The following is a 22,851-nucleotide window of genomic DNA, read 5'->3' as shown; positions in this document are numbered from 1 at the left end:
GCTAGGCGTAGGCCATGAGCCCTTGCCGCAGCTCGCTGTAGAGCCGGGAGAGCCTGCGGGATATGTGCATTTGGGAGAAGCCCAGGATCTCACCGATCTGGCTCTGCGAAAGCCCCGCGAAGAACCTCAGATAGAGGACGTAACGGTCCTGCTCCGACAGCTCGGCGATCAGCACCCGCAGCGCCTCGCGGTTGACGACGCGTTCGATCGCGGCGTCGTCCGCGCCCACCGTCTCGGCGAGCAGCCTCTCCTCGGCGCCCTGTACGGCGGCGTTGAGGGAGAGCGGGGTGCAGGAGGCGCTGGCCTCCAGACCGGCCTTCACATCCTCCTGGGGCATACCGGTGCGCAGACAGATCTCGTGGATGGTGGGGGTGCGCCCGCCGAGCTCCTGCTCCAGCGCGTCGCGCGCGGAGCGGGTGCGGGAGCGGACCTCCTGGATGTTGCGGGGGATGTGCAGCGTCCACAGATAGTCGCGGAAGTGGCGCTTGAGCTCACCCGTGATGACGGGGATCGCATAGGAGGGGAAGGCATGGCCGAGGTCGGGGTCGTAGCGGTCGACGGCCTTCACCAGGGCCAGCGAGGCGACCTGGGTGAGGTCCTCCATGTTCTCGCCCTTGTTGCGGAAGCGCAGCGCCAGGCGTTTGGCGACGGGCAGCCAGGCGCAGATGATCGCCTCGCGCAGCGCGTCGCGTTCGGGCCCGGACGGGAGCCGGGACAGACGCAGGAAGGCACCGCCGGTGTCGGGAGTGTCGTCATGGCGTCGTTGGCGAGTCGCGGTTGCTGACATGGTCACTCGCCTCCGTGGTCCGATGTCACGGCGGTCGCCACCAGATTCGCATGGGCCCTAACACCTCGCAATTCGACCAAATTGGTGATGGTATGGGCGCCTTTGGGTGGTATCGGGTTTCGGGTGCTTCGTCCCGGTCGTGGCGGGGTACCCACACGGGATGAACGCACGCCTTCGTCTCGCCCAGCAGCCCGAGGCGGACGCCCTGCTCGAGCGCGACCCCCTGGCCCTGATGATCGGGATGCTGCTCGATCAGCAGGTGCCCATGGAATGGGCGTTCTCCGGTCCGTACACCATCGCGCGGCGCCTGGGCAGGGACGACCTGGACGCCCAGGAGATCGCCGCCCACGACCCCGAGGGGTTCGCCGCGCTGCTGTCGGAGAAGCCCGCCGTGCACCGCTACCCGGGCTCGATGGCGGGGCGCATCCAGCAGCTGTGCTGGTATCTGGCCGAGCACTACGGGGGCGATCCGACCGCCCTGTGGCGCGATGACCCCTCCGGTCAGGAGCTGCTCCGGCGGCTGAACGAGTTGCCCGGTTTCGGCAAGCAGAAGGCGCAGATCTTCCTCGCGCTGCTGGGCAAGCGGATGGGGGTGCGGCCGGAGGGCTGGCGCGAGGCGGCCGGGGCGTACGGCGAGGAGGGCGCGTATCGCTCGGTGGCCGACATCACCGGGCCCGAGTCGCTGGACAAGGTCCGCGCCCACAAGCAGGAGCTCAAGCGGCAGGCGAAACAGGCGAAGGGCGGCACCTGAGGCGGGGCATTGGCCCTTCAGGCGGTGTGCAGTGAGTCCCGCAGGGTATCCACGGCCAGGGTGAGCGCCGCCCGTGCGGCCCGGGTGTCGCGCAGCGGGTCCAGCATCACGAAGTCATGGATGATCCCCTGCATCCGCAGCGCGGTGACCGGCACCCCCGCCTCTCGCAGCTTGGCCGCGTACGCCTCGCCCTCGTCGCGCAGCACATCCGCCTCGCCGGTGATGACCAGGGCGGGCGGCAGCCCGGCGAGCTGCTCGGGGGTGGCGCGCAGCGGGGAGGCGGTGATCTCGGAGCGCTGCGCCGGATCGGTGGTGTACTGGTCCCAGAACCACTTCATCGCCTCACGGGTGAGGAAGTAGCCCTCGGCGAACTGCTCGTAGGAGCCGGTGTCGAAGGCGGCGTCGGTCACCGGGTAGAAGAGCGCCTGCCGCACCAGCGGCAGATCGCCGCGCTCCTTGGCGAGCAGGGTGAGGGCGGTGGCCATGTTGCCGCCCACCGAGTCCCCGGCCACCGCGATCCGGGAGGCGTCGAGCCCCGCGCCCTCGCCGTGCGCCACGATCCACTGGCCCACCGCGTAGCTCTGCTCGAGCGCCACCGGGTAGTGGGCCTCGGGGGAGAGGTCGTACTCGGGGAAGACGACCGCGGCGCCCACCCGGACCGCCAGCTCCCGGACCAGCCGGTCATGGGTGTGGGCGTTGCCGAACACCCAGCCCGCGCCGTGGATGTAGAGGATCGCCGGAAGGGTGCCGACGGCCTTGGGAGGGCGTACGATCCGCGCCCTGACGCCGCCCGCCGGGATGCCCGCGACGCTGATCCACTCCTCGTCCACCTCGGGCTTGGGCACCTCGCCCGACTGCACCTCGTCGAGCGTGCGACGCCCCTCGGCGGGCGTCAGCTGGTACGGATACGGCGGTTTGGCGGTGGCCTCGGCGAACGCCGCGGCGGCGGGTTCGAGGACGGGGCGGGCCGGAGCGGTGGTGGCCATCTGCTTCTCCTTTGCCGGTCCGGTTCCGTCCGACGATCTCACCCCGGCCACCGCGGCACCCACCGCTGTTACGCCACCCGGGGCTGTTACGCCACCCGGGAGCCCACCGGCCCGGTGAGCTCCCGGGGCAAAGGGCTCACCGGGACAAGGGACTCACCGGGTCAAGGAGCTCACGGGGTCACGGGGCCTGGCGCCGGTGAGGGGTCCGGGACCGGGTCCGGGCCCGGCGGCTTCGGCACCGGGTCGGGGGACGGCTCCGGTGGCGGGCCGGGCGTGGGGTTCGGCGGCGGCTCGGGCGGGGGAGAGGGAATCGGGTCCGGCGGCGGGCCCGGGGGCGGTCCGGGCACGGGGCCCGGTGCGGGACCCGGTTCGGGACCGCCCGGACCGGGCGACGGGGTCGGAGACGGCGGCCCGGGGTCTCGCAGCGTCGGGTGGATGGGGGTCGGGTCGGTCTGCCGTGCCACGGTGTCCTCCAAAGCTCTTGGGCTGGTGGCCACGTCACTCCCGGGGCGGGTGCCCCGGTCCCCTGGGGTGTACGCATGGTCTCGGCGGTCGCGCTGTCGCCAGGCGACGTTTTCCTGGTCCGGATCCCGGCCGGATCCCGGAACGCGGCATCCGGACCATCCATCGTTCACCCACATCGTACGTACGCCGGGTGCGCGGACCGCGCATGATGGGCGCGGCTCACTCGCCTTCGACGACGGTGACCTCGACCCCCTGGGCGCGTAGTGCGCGGAGCTCTGCCGGGTCCGCGTCGCCGTCGGTCACCAGTGTCCAGCCGGGCGGCAGCCGTACCCAGGTGTGGAAGGGGCGGCGGCCGATCTTCGCCGAGTGGGCCAGGACGTACACCGCCTCCGCCCGGCGGGCCATCAGCTCCTTCAGCCGGGTCTGGCGCAGATCCGCCTCGCAGATGCCGTGTTCGGCCGTCACCCCGTCGGCGCCCAGGAAGACCCGGTCGAAGGTCATGCGCTCCAGGGCGGCCTCGGCGAGCGGGCCGAGGAAGCTCTGGCTCAGCGGGCGGAGCGTACCGCCGAGGCATTCCACCTGCACGGTCTCCACATCGGCGAGCTCCTGTAGCGCGGTGAGCCCGGTCGTGGCCACCGTGAGCCCCTCGGCGGTGCGCAGTTCATGCGCGAGGGCGCCGACGGTCGAACCGGCGTCGAGCAGCACCGTCTCCCCGGCGCGCACCGTCGACGCCGCCCAGTGCGCGATGGCCCGCTTGGCCTCGAACGCCTCGCCCGTGCGCTGGCGCAGCGACGCCTCCGGGTGGGCCACCAGGGCCATCGCCCCGCCGTACGTCCGCGCCAGCCGGCCGTCCGCGGTGAGCTGGGCGAGGTCGCGGCGGATGGTGGAGGCGGTGACCCCGAAGGTGCGGGACAGCTCCTCCACACTGGTCAGGCCCGTGGTCGTGGCCAGGTGGACGATCTGGTCGCGCCGGGCTCGCGCTCCGTTCACCGGCATGTCTTTCGCGTTCTTCACCGTGGACTCGGCCTCGCGTTCCTCAATGTGGCTCCCCGCGTCAGCGGGCGGGGGACGGCGACATCTCGGCGGCCTGCCGCAGCGCCTCGATCATGCTACCGGCGTCGGCCACACCAGTACCCGCGATGTCGAAGGCGGTGCCGTGGTCGACGGAGGTGCGGATGACCGGCAGTCCGACGGTCAGATTGACCCCGGCCTCCAGACCCAGCACCTTGACCGGGCCGTGCCCCTGGTCGTGGTACATCGCCACGATCAGGTCGTAGTCCCCGCGCCCGGCCAGGAAGAAGGCGGTGTCGGCGGGGAGCGGGCCGCGGGCGTCGATGCCGTCCGCGCGCAGTACCTCCAGCGCGGGCACGATCTTCTCCTCCTCCTCGCCGTAGCCGAACAGGCCGTTCTCACCGGCGTGCGGATTGATCCCGCACACCCCGATGACCGGTTCGGGGGTGCCGGCGCGGACCATCGCCTCATGGCCGCGGCGCACGGTGCGCTCGACCAGGCCGGGCTCGATCTTCTTGACCGCGTCGATGAGCCCGATGTGGGTGGTGACGTGGATGACCTTCACCGTGGGGGTGGCCAGCATCATCGACACCTCCTCGACCCCGGTGAGCTGGGCCAGCAGCTCGGTGTGGCCGGGGAAGACATGGCCGCCCGCGTGCAGCGCCTTCTTGTTGAGCGGTGCGGTGCAGATGCCCTGCACCGCACCGTTCATCGCGAGTTCGGCGGCGGTCCGTATGTACTGGTACGCCGCGTCCCCGGCCACCGGGGAGAGCTCGCCCCAGGGCAGATCGGCGGGGAGCAGCCCGAGGTCGATGACGTTGATCCGGCCCGGGGTGAACGCCGCCTCGCCGGGCGCGGCCACGGTGACGACCTCGCACGCGATGCCGCGCAGCCGGGCGGCCTGCCGCAGTCGCTCCGCGTCCCCGATGACCACCGGCCGGCAGCGCCGCAGGGTGTCCGGGTCGAGCAGCGCGGGGACGACCACCTCGGGTCCGATGCCGGTGCCGTCGCCCATGGTGACCGCGATCAGCGGAAGCGGGGCGGGATCGGTGTCCGCACCAGCGGCCCCGGTGGGGGCGAGGTGGGGGGAGGGGTTCATGAGGTGACCTTCCGTTCGGTCGAGTGGGGGCGCAGCGCCTGGACGATGTGGCGCAGGGAGTCGGGATCGCCGAAGCTGCCCGGCCGGGTCACGACGGACCGCCCGTCGGGGGTGCGGAGATGGACGGCGCCGTGGTGCACCTGGCCGACCGGGTCGAGCTCGGTCACCGCCAGGGCGTCCAGTACCCGGCGCGCCGTCTCGCCACCGGTCAGCACGAGGTCGACGGCCCCGTGGTGCGCGGCGACGGCCGCACGGACGGCCCGGGCGAGCCCGTGCACCAGCCGCCGCCCGGACATGGGCTCGGCTTCGCGGGGGGAGGGGAGGGGCACCGCCTCGTACGCGGGCGCCGGGCCCGGGGACTTGGGCGAGGCGCCGAGGGAGACGACGGTGACGGCGGCGGTCAGCGCGGGCAGCCGCACCGGGGGCCCGTCGGCCAACAGCCCCGCGAGCGGAAGCCGTTGATGGCTCGCCCCGTCCTCGACCAGCCGCCGGACCTGTTCAACGGCGGCCGGCTCGGCCGTACCCACGACGACCAGTACCGGCCGCCCGGTGTACGCCGAGGGCGGCGGGGCCGCGTCGGGTTCGGCCGCGGTGCTCGCCGAGGGCGCGGCTGGTCCGTCCGTCGACGCGGCTGCCGCCGGTGTGGCGAGAGCCGAAGCCCCGGTGACGTCGGGGGCGCCCCGGCCCAAGGCGCCCGAGACGGTCGCGCCCCCGACGGCGGCGGCAAGCGAGCCTGCGGCGCCAGGGGCGGCCGGGCCCGCGGCGCCCGGGCTTCCGGTGTCCTCCGCGACCGCGTCAGGGGCGGCCGGGCCCGTGGCGGCCGGGCTCTCAGTGTCCTTCGCGGCCGGGCCGGTGGCGGCTGGACTGGCCGGGACGGCGGTGGCAAGCGAGCCTGTGGTGCCGGGGGCGGCCGGGCCCGCGGCGCCCGGGCTTCCGGTGTCCTTCGCGGCCGGGACGGCGGTGGCAGCCGAGCCTGTGGTGCCGGGGGCGGCCGGGGCCGTGGCGGCCGGGCTTCCGGTGTCCTTCGTGACCGGGCCGGTGGCGGCTGGAGTGGCCGGGACGGCGGTGGCAGCCGAGCCTCCGGCGTCAGGGGCGGCCGGGCCCGTGGCACCCGGAGTGGCCGGGACTCCCGTGACCGAAAAGGCCGTCGCCAGGTGGCGGCCCACGGCCAGGGCCAGGCCGCCCGAGCCGACCAGCCGCATCCCGGGGCCGTCCGCGAGCGATGCCTCGACGATCGCGTCGAGATCCGCGTCCGTCTCCGCGTCGCAGATGGCCACCCGTCCCGCCGTCGCGGCCGCGCGCAGGGCGGTGAGCAGGGTGGGGCGGGAGGACCGTACGGTCGTGAGCGGGATCAGGGCGGTGGGCAGGCCGCCCAGCGCCTGGGCCACCGAGGCGGGCGGCGGGACGGCCTCGGCGCGCCATGCGTCGCCCTCGTGGAGCGGCACTCCGCCGATGTGGACCACCCCCGAGCGCACCACGCGCCCGGCGATCGGCAGCGCGGGGGCGAGCACCACCCCCGCACCGCCCTCCGCCAGGGCGGCGATCTCGGCGGCGACATTGCCCCGCAGCTGCGAGTCGATCTTCTTCAGGACGACGGTGTCCAAGGTGTCCAAGGTGTCCGTGCCCAAGGCGTCCGGCGCACCCGAGCCGCCCCGGCCGCCCCCGTCCGGCCAGGACATCCGCAGCGCCTCGCGGACCGCCTCCGCGGCCTCCGCCGCCGGACGGTACCGGGAGTCCAGGTCCAGGACGGTCGCCTCGCCGACATGGCGGGGGCGAAGGGCCGCTGCCGTACCGGCGGCGCCCGGCGCCCCGAGGAGCAGCACCCGGCTGCGTGTTGTGCGCGAGCGCACCGCGGCCGCCACCTCCGCGGCGCCCGACAGGTCATCCGCGATGGCCAGCAGTCTCCGGCTGGGCGTCATGTCCACCGGTACCTCCTCGAATGACCATGACAGGCAGAGCGGCCCACCACCATGGGCATCGCCTCCGTGGCCCCGATGATGACATACGTTGCGCGAAGTGCGCGAGAGGTATTGCGTAAAGCGCGCAGCCATGTCACGGTGACCGCCGCGACACTTCGACCCGTACGGCCGTCATCCGGGCGCCGCACGGGTCGAGCGAGCCGGTAGCTCGCCCGACACGTCGCTCGCCTCAGGAACGCCGAGAGGTCAACGATGACCCGTATCCCCTACGCTCCGGCCCTCAGCCGCCGGTCCGTGCTGCGCCTCGGAGCAGGCGCCTCAGCAGGTATCGCCCTCGCCCCGCTCACCGGGTGCGCGGGCCCCACCGGCGCCCCCGGGCCCGGCGCCATCAGTCTCGGGCTGAACCGCTCGCTGGTCAGCCTGGACAACAAGCTCAACCAGTTCGACGCGGCGGTCACCGTGCAGCGCGCGGTGCGCCAGGCGCTGACCCGGATCGGCAAGGGGCTCCGCCCCGAACTCGTGCTCGCCGACCGCTTCGAGATGACCGAGCCCACCGCCTGGACGGTGCGGCTGCGCGAGGGGGTCCGCTACTCCGACGGAACTCCGGTCACCGTCAAGGACGTCTCGACCGCGCTGAAGATGTACGCGGGCGTCAACGGCTCGTTCATCGTCGGCCTCTTCCCCGAGATGCCCACCGTCGAGCCGGTCGACGGGCGCACCTTCCGGCTGCACACCAAGCGCCCGGTCCCCATCCTCGACCAGCTGATGGCCAACATCCTGATCAGCCCGGCCGCCCGGAACCGGCCCGAGGAGCTGTCCGGCGGGGCGGGCTCCGGCCCGTACGTGGTCACCTCGGCCAACTCCGGCACCGGCGAGTACACCCTCGCCGTCAACCACCGGTACTGGGGCCGCCGCCCCACCGTGGACCGGGTCCGGGTGCGCTTCGTGCCCGAGGAGTCCAGCCGAGTCGTCGCCGTGCGCAGCGGTGAGCTGGACGTCATCGACACCATCACCCCCGACTCCGCCGAGCAGCTCAAGGGACTGCCGGGGGTGCGCCTGGACCGCACCTCGGGCACCCGCGTCAACCAGCTGTTCTTCAACTTCCGCAAGCCACGCGGACATCCGCTGGCCGACGCCCGGGTGCGCGAGGCGCTCAGCTACGCCATCGACGGCGAGGCCCTGGTGCGCGATGTGCTCACCGACTCGGCCCAGCAGGCCGAGGGCGTCGTCCCGCTCGCCCTCAAGGGGGCCGTACGCACCGGGCGTTACGTCCACGACCCCGGCGAGGCCCGCAAGCGCCTCGCCGCGCTGGGCGCGAGCGATCTCAAGGTGAAGATCATCTGGGAGTCGGGCGAGTTCCCCGCGGACACCTCGGTGATGGAGGCCGTGCTGGAGATGTTGCGCGGGGTCGGCGTCCGCGCCAGCCTCCAGCAGTTCGAACCGGGCGGCGACATCCAGCAGTGGCGGCAGGGCCGCCGCGGCGACTGGGACGTGCTCGGCAACGGCTTCTCCGTCCCCACCGGCCACGCCTCCACCAGCCTCCAGGGCATGTACGGCGGCACGCCGGAGAAGGAAAAGAGCCGGGACACCTACCAGGGCTATGTCTTCCCCCGGATCGCCACCCGGCTGGCCGACGCCTCCGCCGAAACCGACGAGAAGACGCGGAACGAGCGGCTCGCCGCCGTCCAGAGGCAGATCTGGGACACCCGCCCCTGCCTGTGGGCCTTCGTCCCCGATGTGGTGCTGGCCCGCCGCACCCGGGTGCGCGATGTGGGCCTGCTCCAGCTCAACTCCTACGACCTCGCCGCCGTGCGCCTGGAGGGCTGAGCCGTGACGCGCTATCTGATACGCCGCCTGGGCCAGAGCGTCCTGACCGTCTTCCTGACCCTCTCCACCGTCTTCGTCCTGGTCCGGATGGCCCCCGGCGACCCCGCCGCCGCCCTGGCCGGGCCCAACCCCTCCACCGCGGACCTCGCCCGGATCCGGGAGCAGTTCGGCCTCGACCGAGGACTGCTCACCCAGTACGGGCTCTTCCTGCGCGATCTGTTCACCGGCGACCTCGGCACCAGCTACTCCTTCCACGCGCCCGCCCTGGACGTGGTGCTGGACCGGGTGCCGTACACCATCACCCTCTCCCTCTCCGCGATCGCCCTGACCACGGTGGTGGCCGTGCCGCTCGGCGTGTGGATGGCCCGCCGAGCCGACACCAAGCGGGAGCTGGGCGCCAACGTGCTGACCATCGCCGGGCAGTCCATGCCGGACTTCTGGATCGGCGTGATGCTGCTGACCCTCTTCGCCGTGGCCGTCCCGGTGCTGCCCGCGTCCGGCTTCACCACCTGGGGCGGACTGATCCTGCCCACCGTCACCGTGGCGATCCTTCAGATGGCGCTGATCTCCCGGCTGGTCCGCCGGGAGATGGTGGCGGCGCTCGCCTCGCCGTACGTCACCGTCGCCCGCTCCCGCGGGGTCTCGACCCGCGTACTGACCTGGCGCTACGCCATGGGCAACTCCGCCATCCCGGTGCTCACCGCGCTCGGCACCCGGTTCGCCGCGATGCTCAACGGAGTCGTGGTGGTCGAGGTGGTCTTCGGCTGGCCCGGGGTCGGCTCGCTGGTCGTCCGCGCCCTGGAGACCCGCGACTATCCGCTGATCCAGGCGACCGTGCTGGTCACCGCCGCGCTGGCGGTCCTCGTCCAACTCCTCATCGACCTGGCGTACCCGCTGCTCGACCCGCGGGTACGCCTGGGAAAGGCGGCCTGAGATGCAAGGCGCCCTCGAACCCCCGGCCCCCGCCAAGGCCGGCCCCGGGACCCGCGCCAGCGCGGTCACCGCCAGGGATCTGGCCCGCGCCACCGCCACCCGGCGCCGCCGCAGCGCGAGCCTGAAGCTGTGGGCGGGCGCGGTGTGCACCCTGCTGGTGGTGGTGCCCGTGGCCCTCGCCCAGGTGCTGCCCCTGCCCGGCGCGGGCGACCAGGACCTCTCCCGGCGCCGGCTCGCCCCGCTGACCGACGGCCATCTCTTCGGCACCGACCAGCTCGGCCGCGATGTGCTCTCCCGGGTGCTGCACGGCGGCCAGGTGTCCCTGACGGTCGGGGTGCTCGCCGTCGTCGTCTCCGGCCTCATCGGCATCGTCGCGGGCGCCGCCGCCGGGTACTACGGCCGCTGGGTGGACGCCGTCGTCTCCCGGCTGCTGGAGGCCCAGATGTCGCTGCCGCTGCTGATGATGCTGCTGCTCGTGGTGGCCCTCTTCGGCCCGTCCGTCACCGTCATCACCTGCGTCATCGCCATCGCCCAGTGGCCCGAGGTGGCCCGGCTGACCCGGTCCCTGGTGCTGGTCGAGCGGGAGAAGCCGTATGTGGCCGCGGCCCAGGTGCTGGGGCTGCCCCGGATCGCCATCCTGGCCCGCCATGTCATCCCCAACATCGTCCGCCAGGCATCTCTCGTGGTCCTGCTGCTGCTCGCCCAGGCGGTGCTGCTGGAGAGCGCCCTCAGCTACCTCGGCGCCGGCCCCCAGCGGCCGTTCGCCACCTGGGGCCGGATCATCTCCGACGGCCAGGACTACATCACCACCTCCTGGTGGCTGGTGACCCTGCCCGGCCTCGTCATCGTGCTGCTGGTGGTCGGGGTCAACCTGCTGGGCGACGGACTGCGCGACCGCACCCGACGGCGTACGACGGAGAGCTCCCGATGAGCGACACGACGAGCACTCCGATGAGCGCCCCGGCGAACACCCCGGCGAACGCCCCGCTGCTGGAGGTCGAGGACCTCCAGATCGAGCTGATCACCGACCGCGGTGTGGTGCGCGCGGTCGACGGGGTCGGCTTCACCATCGGCCCCGGCGAGACGGTGACCATCATCGGCGAGTCCGGCTCCGGCAAGTCCACCACCGCGATGGGGCTGCTGCGGCTGCTGCCCGAAGGGCTCGCCGTCCTCTCCGGAACCGCCCGGATCTTCGGTGCCGACGTCATCGCCGACGCCACCGCCGCCGGGCGGATCCGCGGCCGCGGGGTGTCCCTGATCCCCCAGGACCCGATGACCGCGCTCAGCCCGGTGCACACCATCGGCCGTCAGCTGGGCGAGGCGCTCCGGCTGCGCCACCCGGGGATGTCCCGCGCCGACGCCCGCGCCAAGGGCGTCGAACTGCTCGGCCGGGTACGGATCCCCCGCCCCGAGACCCGCTGGGGCGCCTACCCCCACCAGTTCTCCGGCGGCATGCTCCAGCGCGTCCTCATCGCCATCGCCCTGGCCGCCGAGCCCCGGCTGCTGGTGGCCGACGAGCCGACCTCGGCGCTCGACGTCACCGTCCAGGCGGGCGTCCTCGACCTGCTGATGGAGCTCCAGGAACGCACCGACATCGGCATCCTGATGATCACCCACGACCTGGGGGTGGCCCGGCTGGTCTCCGACCGCATCCACGTCATGCGCGACGGCCGATTCGTGGAGTCCGGACCGGTGGAACAGATCGTGGACCACCCCCGCGAGCGGTACACCCGCGATCTGCTCGCCGCCGTGCCCGCCCTGGGCCCCTGGGACGAGACCCCCGAGGCCGCCGTCACCGAGGAGGCGCTGTGACCCCCACACCCCTGCTGGCCGTCGAGGACCTGGTGGTCGAATACCCGGTCGCCGGCGGTGTCTTCCGCGCGGTGGACGGCGTCAGCTTCGCCGTCCCGCCCGGCGGTGCGCTCGGCGTCGTCGGCGAGTCCGGCTGCGGCAAGTCCACCATCGCCCGCGCCATCGTCCGGCTGCTGCGCCCCACCCGGGGCCGGATCCTGCTCGACGGAACCGATATCGCGGGCCTGCCCGAGCGGCGGCTGCGTCCGCTGCGCAAGCGGGTGCAGATGGTCTTCCAGGATCCGTACGGCTCCCTGGACCCGCATCTGACGGCCGAGGAGATCGTGGCCGAGCCGCTGCGGCTGAACGGCGTGCGCTCCGGGGCCGAACGCGCCCGCCGCGCCGCCGCCCTCATCGACCAGGTCGGGCTGCCCGCCGGTGCGCTCCAGCGCCGCCCGGCCGAGTTCTCCGGCGGCCAGCGGCAGCGGATCGGCATCGCCCGCGCCCTGGCCAGCGGCCCCGAGCTGCTGGTGTGCGACGAGGCCACCTCCGCGCTGGACGTCTCCGTACAGGCCCAGGTGCTCCAGCTGCTGCGGGAGCTCCAGGCCGAACAGGGGCTCGCCTACATCGTCATCTCGCACAACCTCGGTGTGGTCCGCGAGATCAGCTCCGAGGTGGTGGTGATGCGCGCCGGGAGGATCGTCGAATCCGGGCCCACGGACAGGGTGCTCTCCGCGCCCGCCGAGCCCTACACCAGGGCGCTGCGACGGGCGGCGCTCGACCCGACGACCATGCGGGGTCGCAAACCGCGCGCCCTCGTGTCCGCGATCGCGACCGACCAGGAGTCCGTCGCGGCCGACGGGGAGTCCGTCGCGGCCGGCCGGGAACCAGGAGCGGCGCACAACCGGTAGTTCCCCCGAACCCGTACCACCACGACCATGAGGAGCCCGGCGACCATGACCGCCGACGATGACACCGCGATACCGCTGACGGACGGGCGGCTTCGGGCGCGCCCGGGGGACCCGGGGCTTCAGGAGGCGTTCCTGCCCGCGCCCGCCGTGCAGAACCACGCCGCGAACCTCACCGTGCTGCCCGGAGGGGCCCTCGGGTGTGTGTGGTTCGGGGGTACGCAGGAGGGCGTGCCGGACATCTCGGTGTGGTGCTCCCGGCTCGCGCCGGGGGCCGACACCTGGACCGAGCCGGTCCGGCTCTCGGACGACGACACCCGCTCGGAGCAGAACCCGCTGCTGTTCCCCACCCCCGCCGGGGAGCTGTGGCTGCTGTACACCGCCCAGCGGGCGGGCGATCAGGACACCGCCGAGGTCCGGCTGCGGGTGTCCGCCGACGCGGGCGCCACCTGGGGCGCGCCGCGTAGGCTGTTCCCGGCCACCGAGGCGGGCGGGGTGTTCATCCGTCAGCCGGTGGCCGTCCTGGACTCGGGGCGGTGGCTGCTGCCGGTGTTCCACTGCGTGGCCACCCCGGGCGTCAGATGGGTCGGCGACCGCGACACCAGCGCGGTGATGATCAGCGATGACCAGGGGCGCACCTGGCGCGAGCGGCCGGTGCCGGGCTCGACCGGCTGTGTGCACATGAACGTCCACCAACTGCCGGACACCACCCTGCTGGCCCTCTTCCGCAGCCGCTGGGCGGACGCGGTGTACCGCTCGCACAGCACCGACGGCGGGGAGACCTGGAGCGAGCCGGTCCGCACCGAACTGCCCAACAACAACTCCTCCGTGCAGTACGTCCCGCTCGCCGACGGACGGCTCGCGCTGGTCTACAACCACAGCAGCCGCGCGGACGCCACGGCCCGCCGGGTGTCCCTCTACGACGAGATCGACGACGAGGGGCGGACAGGAGGGACACCGGCCCCGGCCGCCACACCGGACGACACCGCGCCCGGCGCCTTCTGGGGCGCGCCCCGTGCCCCGATGACCCTCGCGCTCTCCTCCGACCACGGCCTGACCTGGCCCGTACGGCGCGATCTGGACACCGGCGACGGCCACTGCCTGACCAACAACTCACGCGACCGGCTCAATCGCGAACTGTCCTACCCCACCATCCGGCAGGGGACCGACGGCACGCTGCACATCGCGTACACCTACCACCGCCAGGCCATCAAGTACGTCCGCGTCGCACCGGATTGGGCGGCCGATGGCTGAGCCCCGCCACGCCGTGGTCACCGGTGTCAGCTCCGGTATCGGCGCCGCGATCGCCGCCCGGCTGCTGGACGAGGGGTGGCGGATCACCGGGATCGGCCGTACGGCCCCCGAGCACCCGGCCACCCGGCTGCACTGGATCCCGGGCGATCTGTCCCGCCCGGAGACCCTCCCCGAGGTGCTCGCCCCGGTGTCCGGGGTGGACGCGATCGTGCACGCGGCGGGCGTTCAGCGCTCGGCGCGGCTGGGGGAGCTCGACCCCGAGGACGGATCCCTCATGTGGCGGATCCATGTGCAGGCGGCGGGCGTCCTGGTGGACACGCTGGTGGACCGGGTCGCGGACGGCGGGCGGGTGGTGCTGGTGGGCAGCCGGACGATGACGGGTGTCCCCGGCAAGAGCCAGTACGCCGCCACCAAGGCGGCGCTGCCCGCCCTGGCCCGGTCCTGGGCGGCCGAGCTGGCGCCGAGGGCGGTCACGGTGAACGTGGTGGCGCCGGGGCCGACGGACACCCCCATGCTGCGGGACCCTGGCCGGAGCCGCACCCCGCCGGTGATGCCACCGCTGGGGCGGCTGGTCCGTCCGGAGGAGGTGGCGGGGCTGACGTCGTTCCTGCTGGGCCCGGAGGGCGGCGCGGTCACCGGCCAGACGCTGGTGATGTGCGCGGGCGCCTCACTCTGACGGCGGCGCGGCGTCGGCGCGGGCGAGCGCCAGCAGGCCCGATGTGTCCCCGGGCCGGGCCTGGAGGGAGGGCAGCAGCAGGGTCCACAGATCGGCCAGCCGGTCCTCGACCAGCCGCCGCCCGTCGAGCGCCTCGGAGACGGTGTGCAGCCCGAAGAAGGCGCATACGACGGTCCGGGCGGCGGGCAGTGGATCGACATGCGTGGCCAGATCGCCCTCGGCGCGCGCCTTCTCCATCAGCTGCCCCACCGCGTCGATCCAGCCCACGAAGGGCGGTGGCATGGGCGCCTCGATCAGGGTGCGCTCGGCCCACAGCCGGGCTCCGGCGCGCACCACGATGTCGTCGCGGAAGGCGCGGGCCACCGCGAAGCTGAGCCGGACGAGTTGCTCCAGGGGCGGGGCGTCGAGTGCGGCGAAGCGCTCGATCAGCGGGGGCCAGGTGGCGAAGTGCTCCTCCACCACGGCGAGGGCGAGCCTTTCCTTGCTCGTGTAGTGGAAATAGATCGCGCCGCTGGTGTGGCCGGACCGGGAGGTGATGTCGCTGATGCTCGTTCCCGCGTATCCCCGTTCGTCGAAAAGGAACGCTGCGGCCTCCAGAAGGGATCGGCGTGTCTGTTCGGCCCGTTCTTGCACGTGGTGTTCGCCGTCCTTCCCCGTCGGATGTGACGGGGAGAACTTAGCGGACTTTCGGCCTGAGATGGTGATGAGGCGAGACAGGTCAAACATTATTAGTATTTTATGGTGATCGTTCGTGAGGCTCATGGCCTTTCGGAGCCGTCCGGTCCCGCCGGGCGGCCGCTCAGCTGGTCCCGCACGGTGGCGCGGGAGGCGGTGCACCGGGTCTCGGTGGCCGAGGTGCTGCTCACCGATGTGCGCAACCACGGTGACAACCGGTTCGAGGCCGCGGCCCAGTGGCCGAGGTCCCATCCCACCTTCCCGCACGGCGGGGACGGCCGCCACCATCCGCTGATGATCGCGGAAACCCTGCGCGAGCTGGGGATCTACATCCCCACGCGGTACTACGCGGTGCCCGCGGGGGCGCACTTCCTGATCCGGGACATCTCCTACCGGCTGGACCCCGAGACCGAGCCCCGGGCGCCGTACGGGGCCTCCGACATCACCTGCCGGGCCGCCGTCACCGACGTCCGCACCAGCCCCTGCGGACGCTTCGTCACCGGGATGCGGCTGGATGTCGTGCTGTCGGCGGGCGGCAAGCTCTTCGCCTGGGCCGGGGGCACCGCGCGGTTCCTCGACGGCACCACCTACGCGGAGACCCGGGCCGCCGTCCACGGGCACACCGCGCGCCGCAGGTTGCGTGCCGCGGTACGGCCCTCACCCGCGCAACTGGCCGTTCCGGCGGCCCGGGACGTGCTGGTGGTGCGGGACGGGGGAGTGGTCTACCTCGACCCCGCCGACCCCCGTCATCCGTTCTTCTTCGACCACTGGAGCGACCATATGCCGGGCCTGGTGCTGCTGGAGGGCGCCCGGCAGGCGGCGGCGCTGGCCACCGGCGGGGCGCTGACCCGGCCGGTCGCCTGCCGGATGAAGGCGATCCGCTTCACCGAGTCGTATCCGCCGGCCGTGGTCGAGTGCACCTCCCACGGCCGGACATGTGTCTTCCGGCTGCGCCAGGCCGGTATCTGCACGGCGGTCGGCGTGCTCCAGTACCTCTGAGCGACGAACGCACCGTGCGACGAACAATATGACGACGAGCAGGCCGAACGACGAACAAAACGCCGACGCTCAGTAGCCTCTTGCTTACCGCGGGTCACCAAACTAACGTAGTGATCGTTATGTTTCGGGCAGGCGAACCCCACGGCCTGTACGACAACAGCGGTCGGCGCACAGCGCCCTCATGAGCCGCCGGGACGCATTCCACCGCGCGGCTCCCGCAGGTACAGGCATCCCCTGCGCCGATTCCTCCACCTCCCATGGAACGGCAGACAGATGACAGCCGAAAAGTTTCTCGGATGGACCCCAGCCGCCATCGTCTTCGACTGCGACGGCACCCTGATGGATTCCGAACGACACTGGGAGGAGGCGCGCGAAGTGGTCCTCAGAAGCCATGGAACCGCCCCCGACGAGGAGATCGCGCGGCGCACGAAGGGGCTCCACTACACCGAATGCGGCCGAATGCTGGCCGAATTCGCCGGTCGCCCCGAACTCGCCGGCGAAATGACCGGACAACTCCTGGACGCCTTCCGCCGGCTGGTGGCCGACGACCCGGTCACCATGCCGGGGGCGCCCCAACTGGTCGCCAAGGCGGCCGCCTTCGCACCGCTGGCCGTGGCCAGCAACTGCCCGCGGGACGTCGTCGAGGACGGGCTCGCCAAGGCCGGGCTGCTGCGGTACTTCGGCCATGTGCTGGTCCCCGAGGGGGACGTGCGGCCCAAACCGTACCCGGACGTCTATCTGGAGGCCGCCCGGCTGTGCGGGGCGGCCCCCGAGGACGCCCTCGCGGTGGAGGACTCCCACTGCGGGTTTCTGTCCGCCTCGCGCGCCGGGCTGAGGGTGCTCGGCGTGGGCCCGCGGAAGCCGGTGGACGAGCCTCCGCCGGTCGATGTGTGGGTCTCCACCCTCGCCGACCCGGACCTGGTCAAGTGGGCGGACTCCCGGGCGGCCTGAGGGGCCGAGCCACGCTCACCGTCTGAGCCACGCTCACCGTCTGAGCCACGCTCACCGCCTGGTCGGCGGGGGCCGCGGGTCACTTCTTCCCGTCGTGACCCGTGTGGCTCGCCGAGCCGTCCATGCCCTCCATGCCGTCCATCCCGTCCATGCCGCCCCCGGACTTGGCCCCGCCATGGGATCCGCCGTGGGACATGGACATCCCCTTCTCGAGGGATCCGCCGATCTTCTCGCGCAGGGGCTCCAGCGAGCCCATGGACAGGCCGGTGACCGACCAGCGCTTGCCGACCAGGTACATGCCCCCGTAGTCCTTCGACGTGGTCAGCCAGTCGTGCTGGCCCTTGTCGGTGGCGAAGGTGACCATCGTGAACCGCTTCTGACCGGACCCGCAGGAGCCCTGACGCAGCTCCTCCGCCTCGGTGATGATCGTGGCCTTGCAGCCGATGGCGTCGGCGATCTTCGTCAGCTGCGCGGGCTTTCCGGGTTTGGCGAACTCCTTGGTGGCGGGGGACACCTTCTTCTCCTCGTGGCCGGCGCCATGTGTCCGATCGCCTCCACCGCAGCCGGCCAGAAACAGCAGGGCCGCGCCGACCGCGGTGGCACGGAGAGCGAGTGACACAACAACCTCCCGTAGAAAATCCGGCGGGGCGGCCCGGGCTCTGATGCCTCGGGCCACCCGCCGCGGTGGACCAAAAGTAGTGGCTGTCTCCCTTACTGGCCCGCCTTCTTGCCCTTGTCGGTGACCGCGAACCAGGTGCCCTTCACGCCCTGGCCGTTGATGTCACCGGGCTTCTTGTCCCCGGTGAAGGTGTACAGCAGCCAGCAGTCGAACGCCGCCTGCTTGGTGCCGTCGGGGCGCTTGAAGGAGGTGACCTTCGCCGCGTCGAGCCCGGCGACCTTGGTGGTGTCCACGGCCTTGACGGGCTTCCAGGTGTCCAGGCAGGCGCCGAGGCAGCCGGTCTTCATCGGCCAGGCGCTGTCCTTGTTGAACCGGTAGACGGTCATGCCCTTGCCGTCCACGATGATCTTGCCCAGCTCGGGGTTGTTGTTGACCATCAGCTGGAGGCTGTCGTCCGCGGCCGCGGTCTTGCCGGCCGGCTTTCCGTCGGGCGCCAGCGCGTTCCAGGTGCCGCCCACGCCCTGGCCCTTGGTGTCACCGGGCTTGTTGTCGCCCGCGAAGCGGTAGACCGGCCAGCCCGCCAGGGTCAGCTGCTTGGTGCCGTCGGCGCGGGTGACCGAGCCCAGCTTGCCGGCCTCGATACCGGTGGTGGCCGCGGCGTCGTCCGCGGGCACCGCGGGCCACTTGGTGGCGCAGTCGTCGTTGCAGTTGGACTTGGCCGGCTTGGGGGTGTCCTCGTCGAACCGGTAGAGCGTCCAGCCCTTGCTGTCGGTGACGAACTTGCCCAGCTTGGCGTCCTCCTTGACCGCCAGCTGCTTCGCCGGACCGGTGCGCTCGGCCTCGCCGCCCGCCCCGGCACCGGTGTCACCGCCCGCCTCGTACCCGCTGCCGGCCCCGGCCGCGGCCCCCGCGCCCGCCGACGCGGAGGCCCCCGCACCCACGGTCTGGCTGCCGCCCGCCGGCTGCACATTGGCGCTGCCCGCGCTGTTGTCCTTGCTGCTGCCGCAAGCCGCCGTCAGCAGAACCATCGCTACCGACACCCCGGCGAATGCGATGTGACGCCGCTTCTCCATGACCATTCCTCTACAGTCTCGATCGGTCCGGCGGTGATTGCGCCGACACCATGCCCATACGGAGCCCGTGCGGACCGGCGTTCAGCGGCTTGGGAATTTGTCACCTGACGCAAAATTCGCCGGAGCGCTGAGCGCACAGCAGTCGACGGCCGTTTCTCACGGCCGTCGCGGTGTCGGTGGTGCGGCTGATCGTCCCCTGGCTACTCCTCGATGCGCAGCGCCAGGGCGGGGCAGCGGCGGACCGCGCGGACCGCCTGCGCCCGCAGCTGCCGGGGCACTTCCATGCTGGCCGAGGACGGATAGCCGTCGATCCCGAGCGTCAGCACCTCGGGCGGCAGGATGTCCGCGCACAGCCCATGGCCCTGGCACAGCGACCAGTCCACCAGGAGCTTCTCCATCGGCCCCCGCTGGCGGCGCTCGTCGCGCGCCCCGGGGTTCAGCGGGGCGGGCGGCAGGGCGAGCGGCAGCGCGTCCTCCGGCAGCGGCAGGATCCCCATCGTGGGCCGTCCGCAGCCGGCGCCGAGCGCATGCGCCTCGAACTCCTCGGGGAACGCGTCCAGCGCGGTGGTCACGAACCCGGCGGTGCCATCGGGATGGCTGCACGCCCCGCGCTTCTTCACCGAGTTGACGTAGGCGCGCACATTGTCGATCGAGGCCTGGCCGCCGCCGCGCTCCACCTGCCCGATGGCGTCCGCGAGCGCGGGCAGCCCGATGAAGCAGGGCCCGCACTGCCCGGCCGTCTCGGCGGCCAGCCAGCGCGCGATCCGCGCGGTCTCGCCGAGCGGGCAGGTGTTCTCGGGGATGGGCAGCACCGCGCCGGCGCCCAGCCGGGCGCCGTACTTCTTCATGGACTCCCGGGAGATGGTGGCGGCGTTGATGCTCTTGGGGTCCAGCCACTTGCCGTGGTAGCCGCCCACCAGCACCGCCTGACCGGGGGTGAGGCCGCACAGCTCCAGGACGTAGGTCAGCGGCACCCCGGTGGGCGTCTCCATGACGTACTTGCCACCGACCGTCAGCAGCGTGGTGCCCGGCTCGGTGGGCAGCCCCACCGAGCGGTACGGCAGCGCGCCCATCCGCGCGGCCACCGCGAGCTGGGCGAAGGTCTCGGTGTTGGACAGCAGAGTGGGCAGTCCGCTGAGCCCGCTGTCGCTGGTCCGGATCTTCCGGCCGTTGGGGATGGCCGGGGCGCCGCTGATGCCGTTGATGACCGCGCCGCCCTCACCGGCCACGAACCGGTCCGGGGTGCGGCTCACCCCCACCGGGACGCCGCTGGGGCCGCGTTCGGCGATCGCGGCGGCCACGGACTCCTCGACATCCTCGCGGTGCACCGCGATGGCCACCTCCTCGGCGCCCAGCGCCTCGGCGGCCAGCACGGCGCCGTCGATCACCAGATGCGGGGTGTGCAGCAGCAGCGCGGTGTCCTTGAGGCAACTGGGCTCGCCCTCGCTGCCGTTGACCACCACCGCGCAGCGGCCCTCGCGCCGGCCGGCCGACTCCACGACCGCCTGGACCTTCTTGGCGAAGGGGAATCCGGCGCCGCCGCGCCCGCGCAGATCGATGTTCTCCGCGAGCGCCACGAGCTCGTCCGCCCGGAGGGCGGGCATGGTGCCATGGACGGTCAGATGGCCGACGCGGTCGAGCCGGTACACCTCGTCGAGCCCGGCCAGCAGCCGGGGCGGGTCGACACAGGCCAGCCTGGGTTTGGTCGTGATCACCGGTCCCACCCGCGAGAGGCGCCGAGCGGCTGACTGTCACGCCGTCCGGGCTCGCCCGAACGGGGGCGTGGCACGGCGGGATCGGGCCGCCGGGTCCGGCCCTCCTGCATGCTGCGGGCCGGAGGGTTCCTGACCTCGATGCCGTCCGCCCGGTCGACGTCCTGGCGCCGCCGCTGGACCAGCCGCAGCCACAGCGCGATGGCCACACCGGCGAGCGCCGCGATGTAGCCGTAGGTCGCCCAGATCTTGGCGGCGCGTCCCGCCTTCAGACCGTGGATCAGCGCGGCGCACCACGCGGGGTAGGCGCCCACATGCAGCGCCCGCCACCAGCGGTAGCGCCAGCGGGAGTTGCCCCTGGAGGCGAACGAGCTGCGGGCCGCGCCGGTCACCGCGGCGATCACGAAGAGATAGCCGGCGATGGTGCCGAGCCCGATCAGCACCGGCTGATTTGCGTCAGCGAACGGTATCGCGATGGCCGCGGCGTTGGTGTGGCTCTCCGCGACCTTGACCCAGATGTGAACGGCCAGGAAGAGCAGTCCGGCGACCGCGGCCGCCCGGTGGATGGCCTGGGCCAGCAGCCGCTGTTTGGAGTTCAGGATCATCTGGTCGGTCGCGGCGAGCCCCCACAGCACCGCCGAGGTGAGACAGACCAGCGCGAGCACACCCGCGCCGAAGTCGAGGAACACGAACATCTTCGAGAACGCGCCGGCGCTCCATGTCACGTACAGGGACAGGGCGATGGAGCCGACGATGGCGTAGATCCGGATATGGCGTGGCCATCCCAGTCCGGATGGATCATGTTGCTGGGTCCGGCGAGCGGCTCGTCGTCCGCCACGAGCTCGGCGTCCCCCGTGACGCCCCTGCGAGGAGGGGAGCGGCGTTTGGGACATGGACATTGGAGCCTCCCGATCGCGCGGATTCGCGCGGGTGACGAGATACGTCAAAGTCGTCTTGGGGGCAGCAGCTTCTCGGAAGTACACCTGATCTCCATAAGATTTGTCGTAACGTGACAACTTCTAGTGGACGAACCGTGCCCACACCGTCCCCGGCTGATCCACTGTCGTCTCAATGGCAAAGAACCGGCAAAGTGCCGGGACCGGGAGGGGGCGGGGTCCTCTATGACGTAGCGGAGGACCCTCGACTCCCTGACCGGTACTGGACGAACCGGTGACGGAGGCAACCTCCACGGACCTGACCGACCCCCCAACGGCCAGGTCTCCCCCCGGCAAGAACGAGGTAATGATGGGCGAACTCGTGAACCGCATCTGGTCCCGCCCCCGTGGCGAGTGGACCCGTGTGCTGCGCAATGAACTCCCGTCCCTGGCCGACGAGGTGGTTGAGAACCTTCGGCACAGAATTCCGGGATTCGCCGAACTCCTGGAGGGCTCTGAGCGAGACAAGGTCCGATGGGGAGTCGAGCAGGCTCTCCTGACCGCACTCGGCCACCGCAAGGCGGGCGAGGACGGCGCGGGCGAGCAGGCCGCCGCCTCCGGTGAGGAGGCGCTGGCCGAGGTGCCGCCCGAGCGGGCCCGGCGCGATCTGTTCGAGGCCCTCATCGGCGAGGTGGCGGTCTCCGAGCGCACCCTGGTGGAGCTCTCCCGGGCCGCCCGCTGGCCGCTTCCCGAGACGGTGCAGGCCATCGCCCTGCCCACCCCGGGCGAGGCGCCGCAGCTGGCCGCCGTGCTGGGAGACACCCTCATCGGCGCGGTCGGCGACGAGCTGTGCCTGCTGATCCCCGACCCGGACGCGGACCCGGGACCCACCGCGGACCCCGGCACCGCCGCCGCCCAGGAGGGCGAGAAGGACCCGGAGCGCGAACCCACCCCGGCCGAGCCCGGCACCCGGTCGGCGCTGGAGACCGCGCTGCGCGGCCGTACCGCCGCCGTGGGCCATGTGGTGCCGCTCAACGACGCGTCGTCCTCGGTGCGTTGGGCCCGGCGCCTGCTGACCCTGGCGCCCGCCCGGTCCGGCCCCGAGGCCCGGGTGCTCTTCGTCGACGACCATCTGTCGATGCTGCTGCTCCTCCAGGACGAGTCGCTGGTCCGGGCGCTGGCCGCCCGATGGCTCAAGCCGCTGGTCGGGCTGACCCCCCGGCAGAGCGAGCGCCTCCAGATGACGCTGCTGGCCTGGCTGGAGGGCGGTGGCGCGCCCGAGGCGGCCAAGGCCCTCAAGGTGCATCCGCAGACCGTGCGATACCGGCTGCGCCAGATCGAGAAGCTCTTCGGGCCCGGCCTCCGGGACCCCCGAATACGCTTCGAGCTGGAGATGGCGCTGCGCGGCCGCAGGCTGATGGCGCAGATGGACCGGATACGGCGCCACGCGTCCCGGGTGAGCCGCCGGACCCGTACCGGCGCGCCCCCCGGCGTCCGGCCGCTGGGCATCGCCAGGGAGGCGCGCGTCAACGGACTCTGA

Annotated in this window: 21 protein-coding genes; 11 read left to right on the top strand and 10 right to left on the bottom strand. The window is 72.5% G+C overall.

Annotation, left to right across the window (positions count from 1 at the left end; genetic code table 11):
* Position 1 precedes the first annotated feature (1 nt).
* Positions 2-787 (bottom strand): SigB/SigF/SigG family RNA polymerase sigma factor, encoded by a 786-nt coding sequence (locus ACT2CW_RS07155; protein ID WP_121825716.1) that lies wholly within the window; start codon positions 785-787, stop codon positions 2-4.
* Between the two features lie 160 nt (positions 788-947).
* Here ACT2CW_RS07155 and ACT2CW_RS07150 point away from each other — a divergent pair, with 160 nt between their 5' ends.
* A complete protein-coding gene (locus ACT2CW_RS07150) occupies positions 948-1,538 on the top strand; it encodes an HhH-GPD-type base excision DNA repair protein (protein WP_445515945.1) in 591 nt (196 codons plus the stop codon).
* Between the two features lie 17 nt (positions 1,539-1,555).
* On the opposite strand, the gene ACT2CW_RS07145 is transcribed toward ACT2CW_RS07150, so the two are convergent.
* The 4 genes from ACT2CW_RS07145 to ACT2CW_RS07130 all read right to left on the bottom strand — a co-directional run bounded on the left by ACT2CW_RS07145 (position 1,556) and on the right by ACT2CW_RS07130 (position 7,018).
* A complete protein-coding gene (locus tag ACT2CW_RS07145; protein ID WP_445515944.1) occupies positions 1,556-2,524 on the bottom strand; it encodes an alpha/beta hydrolase in 969 nt (322 codons plus the stop codon).
* Between the two features lie 684 nt (positions 2,525-3,208).
* Positions 3,209-3,985, bottom strand: coding sequence for a DeoR/GlpR family DNA-binding transcription regulator (locus ACT2CW_RS07140; protein WP_164428262.1), 777 nt, complete (start codon positions 3,983-3,985; stop codon positions 3,209-3,211).
* A gap of 58 nt (positions 3,986-4,043) precedes the next feature.
* The gene (pdxA, locus tag ACT2CW_RS07135; protein ID WP_445515943.1) at positions 4,044-5,099 is read right to left on the bottom strand and encodes a 4-hydroxythreonine-4-phosphate dehydrogenase PdxA; all 1,056 of its coding nucleotides are present in this window, start codon (positions 5,097-5,099) and stop codon (positions 4,044-4,046) included.
* Positions 5,096-7,018, bottom strand: a complete 1,923-nt coding sequence (locus ACT2CW_RS07130) for a four-carbon acid sugar kinase family protein (RefSeq protein WP_445516224.1) — start codon at positions 7,016-7,018, stop codon at positions 5,096-5,098. The genes pdxA and ACT2CW_RS07130 overlap by 4 nt, the downstream gene beginning before the upstream one ends.
* Before the next feature lie 252 nt (positions 7,019-7,270).
* Here ACT2CW_RS07130 and ACT2CW_RS07125 point away from each other — a divergent pair, with 252 nt between their 5' ends.
* Genes ACT2CW_RS07125 through ACT2CW_RS07095 form a run of 7 tightly spaced genes read left to right on the top strand, consistent with a single transcriptional unit; the run spans position 7,271 to position 14,407 of the window.
* Positions 7,271-8,845, top strand: a complete 1,575-nt coding sequence (locus ACT2CW_RS07125) for an ABC transporter substrate-binding protein (RefSeq protein ID WP_164428268.1) — start codon at positions 7,271-7,273, stop codon at positions 8,843-8,845.
* Positions 8,846-8,848: 3 nt separating this feature from the next.
* Positions 8,849-9,778, top strand: coding sequence for an ABC transporter permease (locus tag ACT2CW_RS07120; protein ID WP_086883580.1), 930 nt, complete (start codon positions 8,849-8,851; stop codon positions 9,776-9,778).
* Position 9,779: 1 nt separating this feature from the next.
* Positions 9,780-10,709, top strand: a complete 930-nt coding sequence (locus ACT2CW_RS07115; RefSeq protein ID WP_445515942.1) for an ABC transporter permease — start codon at positions 9,780-9,782, stop codon at positions 10,707-10,709.
* A complete protein-coding gene (locus ACT2CW_RS07110; RefSeq protein ID WP_445515941.1) occupies positions 10,706-11,590 on the top strand; it encodes an ABC transporter ATP-binding protein in 885 nt (294 codons plus the stop codon). Before ACT2CW_RS07115 ends, ACT2CW_RS07110 begins: the two co-directional genes overlap by 4 nt.
* On the top strand, positions 11,587-12,480 hold the full coding sequence (locus tag ACT2CW_RS07105; RefSeq protein WP_445515940.1) for an ATP-binding cassette domain-containing protein: 894 nt from the start codon (positions 11,587-11,589) through the stop codon (positions 12,478-12,480). The genes ACT2CW_RS07110 and ACT2CW_RS07105 overlap by 4 nt, the downstream gene beginning before the upstream one ends.
* Before the next feature lie 45 nt (positions 12,481-12,525).
* Complete coding sequence (locus ACT2CW_RS07100; RefSeq protein WP_445515939.1) at positions 12,526-13,731, top strand: sialidase family protein; 1,206 nt, start codon at positions 12,526-12,528, stop codon at positions 13,729-13,731.
* On the top strand, positions 13,724-14,407 hold the full coding sequence (locus ACT2CW_RS07095; protein WP_445515938.1) for an SDR family NAD(P)-dependent oxidoreductase: 684 nt from the start codon (positions 13,724-13,726) through the stop codon (positions 14,405-14,407). The genes ACT2CW_RS07100 and ACT2CW_RS07095 overlap by 8 nt, the downstream gene beginning before the upstream one ends.
* Here ACT2CW_RS07095 and ACT2CW_RS07090 read toward each other — a convergent pair.
* Positions 14,399-15,040 carry a ScbR family autoregulator-binding transcription factor gene (locus tag ACT2CW_RS07090; protein ID WP_037952602.1) on the bottom strand — a complete coding sequence of 214 codons (642 nt, stop codon included), beginning with the start codon at positions 15,038-15,040 and terminating at the stop codon, positions 14,399-14,401. The two genes, ACT2CW_RS07095 and ACT2CW_RS07090, sit on opposite strands and share 9 nt — an antisense overlap.
* Before the next feature lie 105 nt (positions 15,041-15,145).
* On the opposite strand from ACT2CW_RS07090, the gene ACT2CW_RS07085 reads away from it, so the two are divergent.
* On the top strand, positions 15,146-16,081 hold the full coding sequence (locus tag ACT2CW_RS07085) for a ScbA/BarX family gamma-butyrolactone biosynthesis protein (protein ID WP_445515937.1): 936 nt from the start codon (positions 15,146-15,148) through the stop codon (positions 16,079-16,081).
* Positions 16,082-16,354: 273 nt separating this feature from the next.
* Positions 16,355-17,032 carry an HAD family hydrolase gene (locus ACT2CW_RS07080; protein WP_445515936.1) on the top strand — a complete coding sequence of 226 codons (678 nt, stop codon included), beginning with the start codon at positions 16,355-16,357 and terminating at the stop codon, positions 17,030-17,032.
* 79 nt (positions 17,033-17,111) lie between these two features.
* On the opposite strand, the gene ACT2CW_RS07075 is transcribed toward ACT2CW_RS07080, so the two are convergent.
* The 4 genes from ACT2CW_RS07075 to ACT2CW_RS07060 all read right to left on the bottom strand — a co-directional run bounded on the left by ACT2CW_RS07075 (position 17,112) and on the right by ACT2CW_RS07060 (position 21,161).
* A complete protein-coding gene (locus ACT2CW_RS07075; RefSeq protein ID WP_164428278.1) occupies positions 17,112-17,651 on the bottom strand; it encodes a hypothetical protein in 540 nt (179 codons plus the stop codon).
* 92 nt (positions 17,652-17,743) lie between these two features.
* Positions 17,744-18,724: an SCO0930 family lipoprotein gene (locus ACT2CW_RS07070; RefSeq protein WP_445515935.1), complete on the bottom strand. Its 981-nt coding sequence runs from the start codon at positions 18,722-18,724 to the stop codon at positions 17,744-17,746.
* Positions 18,725-18,924: 200 nt separating this feature from the next.
* Positions 18,925-20,439 (bottom strand): NADH-quinone oxidoreductase subunit NuoF family protein, encoded by a 1,515-nt coding sequence (locus ACT2CW_RS07065; protein WP_164428282.1) that lies wholly within the window; start codon positions 20,437-20,439, stop codon positions 18,925-18,927.
* Positions 20,436-21,161, bottom strand: coding sequence for a hypothetical protein (locus tag ACT2CW_RS07060; RefSeq protein ID WP_311766800.1), 726 nt, complete (start codon positions 21,159-21,161; stop codon positions 20,436-20,438). The genes ACT2CW_RS07065 and ACT2CW_RS07060 overlap by 4 nt, the downstream gene beginning before the upstream one ends.
* Positions 21,162-21,678: 517 nt before the next feature.
* On the opposite strand from ACT2CW_RS07060, the gene ACT2CW_RS07055 reads away from it, so the two are divergent.
* Positions 21,679-22,851 (top strand): PucR family transcriptional regulator, encoded by a 1,173-nt coding sequence (locus ACT2CW_RS07055; RefSeq protein WP_414080542.1) that lies wholly within the window; start codon positions 21,679-21,681, stop codon positions 22,849-22,851.

This window comes from Streptomyces sp. NEAU-174, from assembly GCF_052665095.1.
The sequence above is the reverse complement of the archived record's forward strand: the minus strand, read 5'-3'. Positions and strand labels throughout refer to the sequence as shown.

Bases quoted from the DNA above. Each gene is read 5' to 3' on its own strand.
- ACT2CW_RS07145 (WP_445515944.1), bottom strand. From the start codon at position 2,524: ATGGCCACCACCGCTCCGGCCCGCCCCGTCCTCGAACCCGCCGCCGCG.
- ACT2CW_RS07155 (WP_121825716.1), bottom strand. From the start codon at position 787: ATGTCAGCAACCGCGACTCGCCAACGACGCCATGACGACACTCCCGAC.
- ACT2CW_RS07080 (WP_445515936.1), top strand. From the start codon at position 16,355: ATGACAGCCGAAAAGTTTCTCGGATGGACCCCAGCCGCCATCGTCTTC.
- ACT2CW_RS07055 (WP_414080542.1), top strand. From the start codon at position 21,679: ATGATGGGCGAACTCGTGAACCGCATCTGGTCCCGCCCCCGTGGCGAG.
- ACT2CW_RS07095 (WP_445515938.1), top strand. From the start codon at position 13,724: ATGGCTGAGCCCCGCCACGCCGTGGTCACCGGTGTCAGCTCCGGTATC.
- ACT2CW_RS07125 (WP_164428268.1), top strand. From the start codon at position 7,271: ATGACCCGTATCCCCTACGCTCCGGCCCTCAGCCGCCGGTCCGTGCTG.
- ACT2CW_RS07130 (WP_445516224.1), bottom strand. From the start codon at position 7,018: ATGACGCCCAGCCGGAGACTGCTGGCCATCGCGGATGACCTGTCGGGC.
- ACT2CW_RS07110 (WP_445515941.1), top strand. From the start codon at position 10,706: ATGAGCGACACGACGAGCACTCCGATGAGCGCCCCGGCGAACACCCCG.
- ACT2CW_RS07085 (WP_445515937.1), top strand. From the start codon at position 15,146: ATGGTGATCGTTCGTGAGGCTCATGGCCTTTCGGAGCCGTCCGGTCCC.
- ACT2CW_RS07150 (WP_445515945.1), top strand. From the start codon at position 948: ATGAACGCACGCCTTCGTCTCGCCCAGCAGCCCGAGGCGGACGCCCTG.
- ACT2CW_RS07070 (WP_445515935.1), bottom strand. From the start codon at position 18,724: ATGGAGAAGCGGCGTCACATCGCATTCGCCGGGGTGTCGGTAGCGATG.
- ACT2CW_RS07100 (WP_445515939.1), top strand. From the start codon at position 12,526: ATGACCGCCGACGATGACACCGCGATACCGCTGACGGACGGGCGGCTT.
- ACT2CW_RS07140 (WP_164428262.1), bottom strand. From the start codon at position 3,985: ATGCCGGTGAACGGAGCGCGAGCCCGGCGCGACCAGATCGTCCACCTG.
- ACT2CW_RS07115 (WP_445515942.1), top strand. From the start codon at position 9,780: ATGCAAGGCGCCCTCGAACCCCCGGCCCCCGCCAAGGCCGGCCCCGGG.
- pdxA (WP_445515943.1), bottom strand. From the start codon at position 5,099: ATGAACCCCTCCCCCCACCTCGCCCCCACCGGGGCCGCTGGTGCGGAC.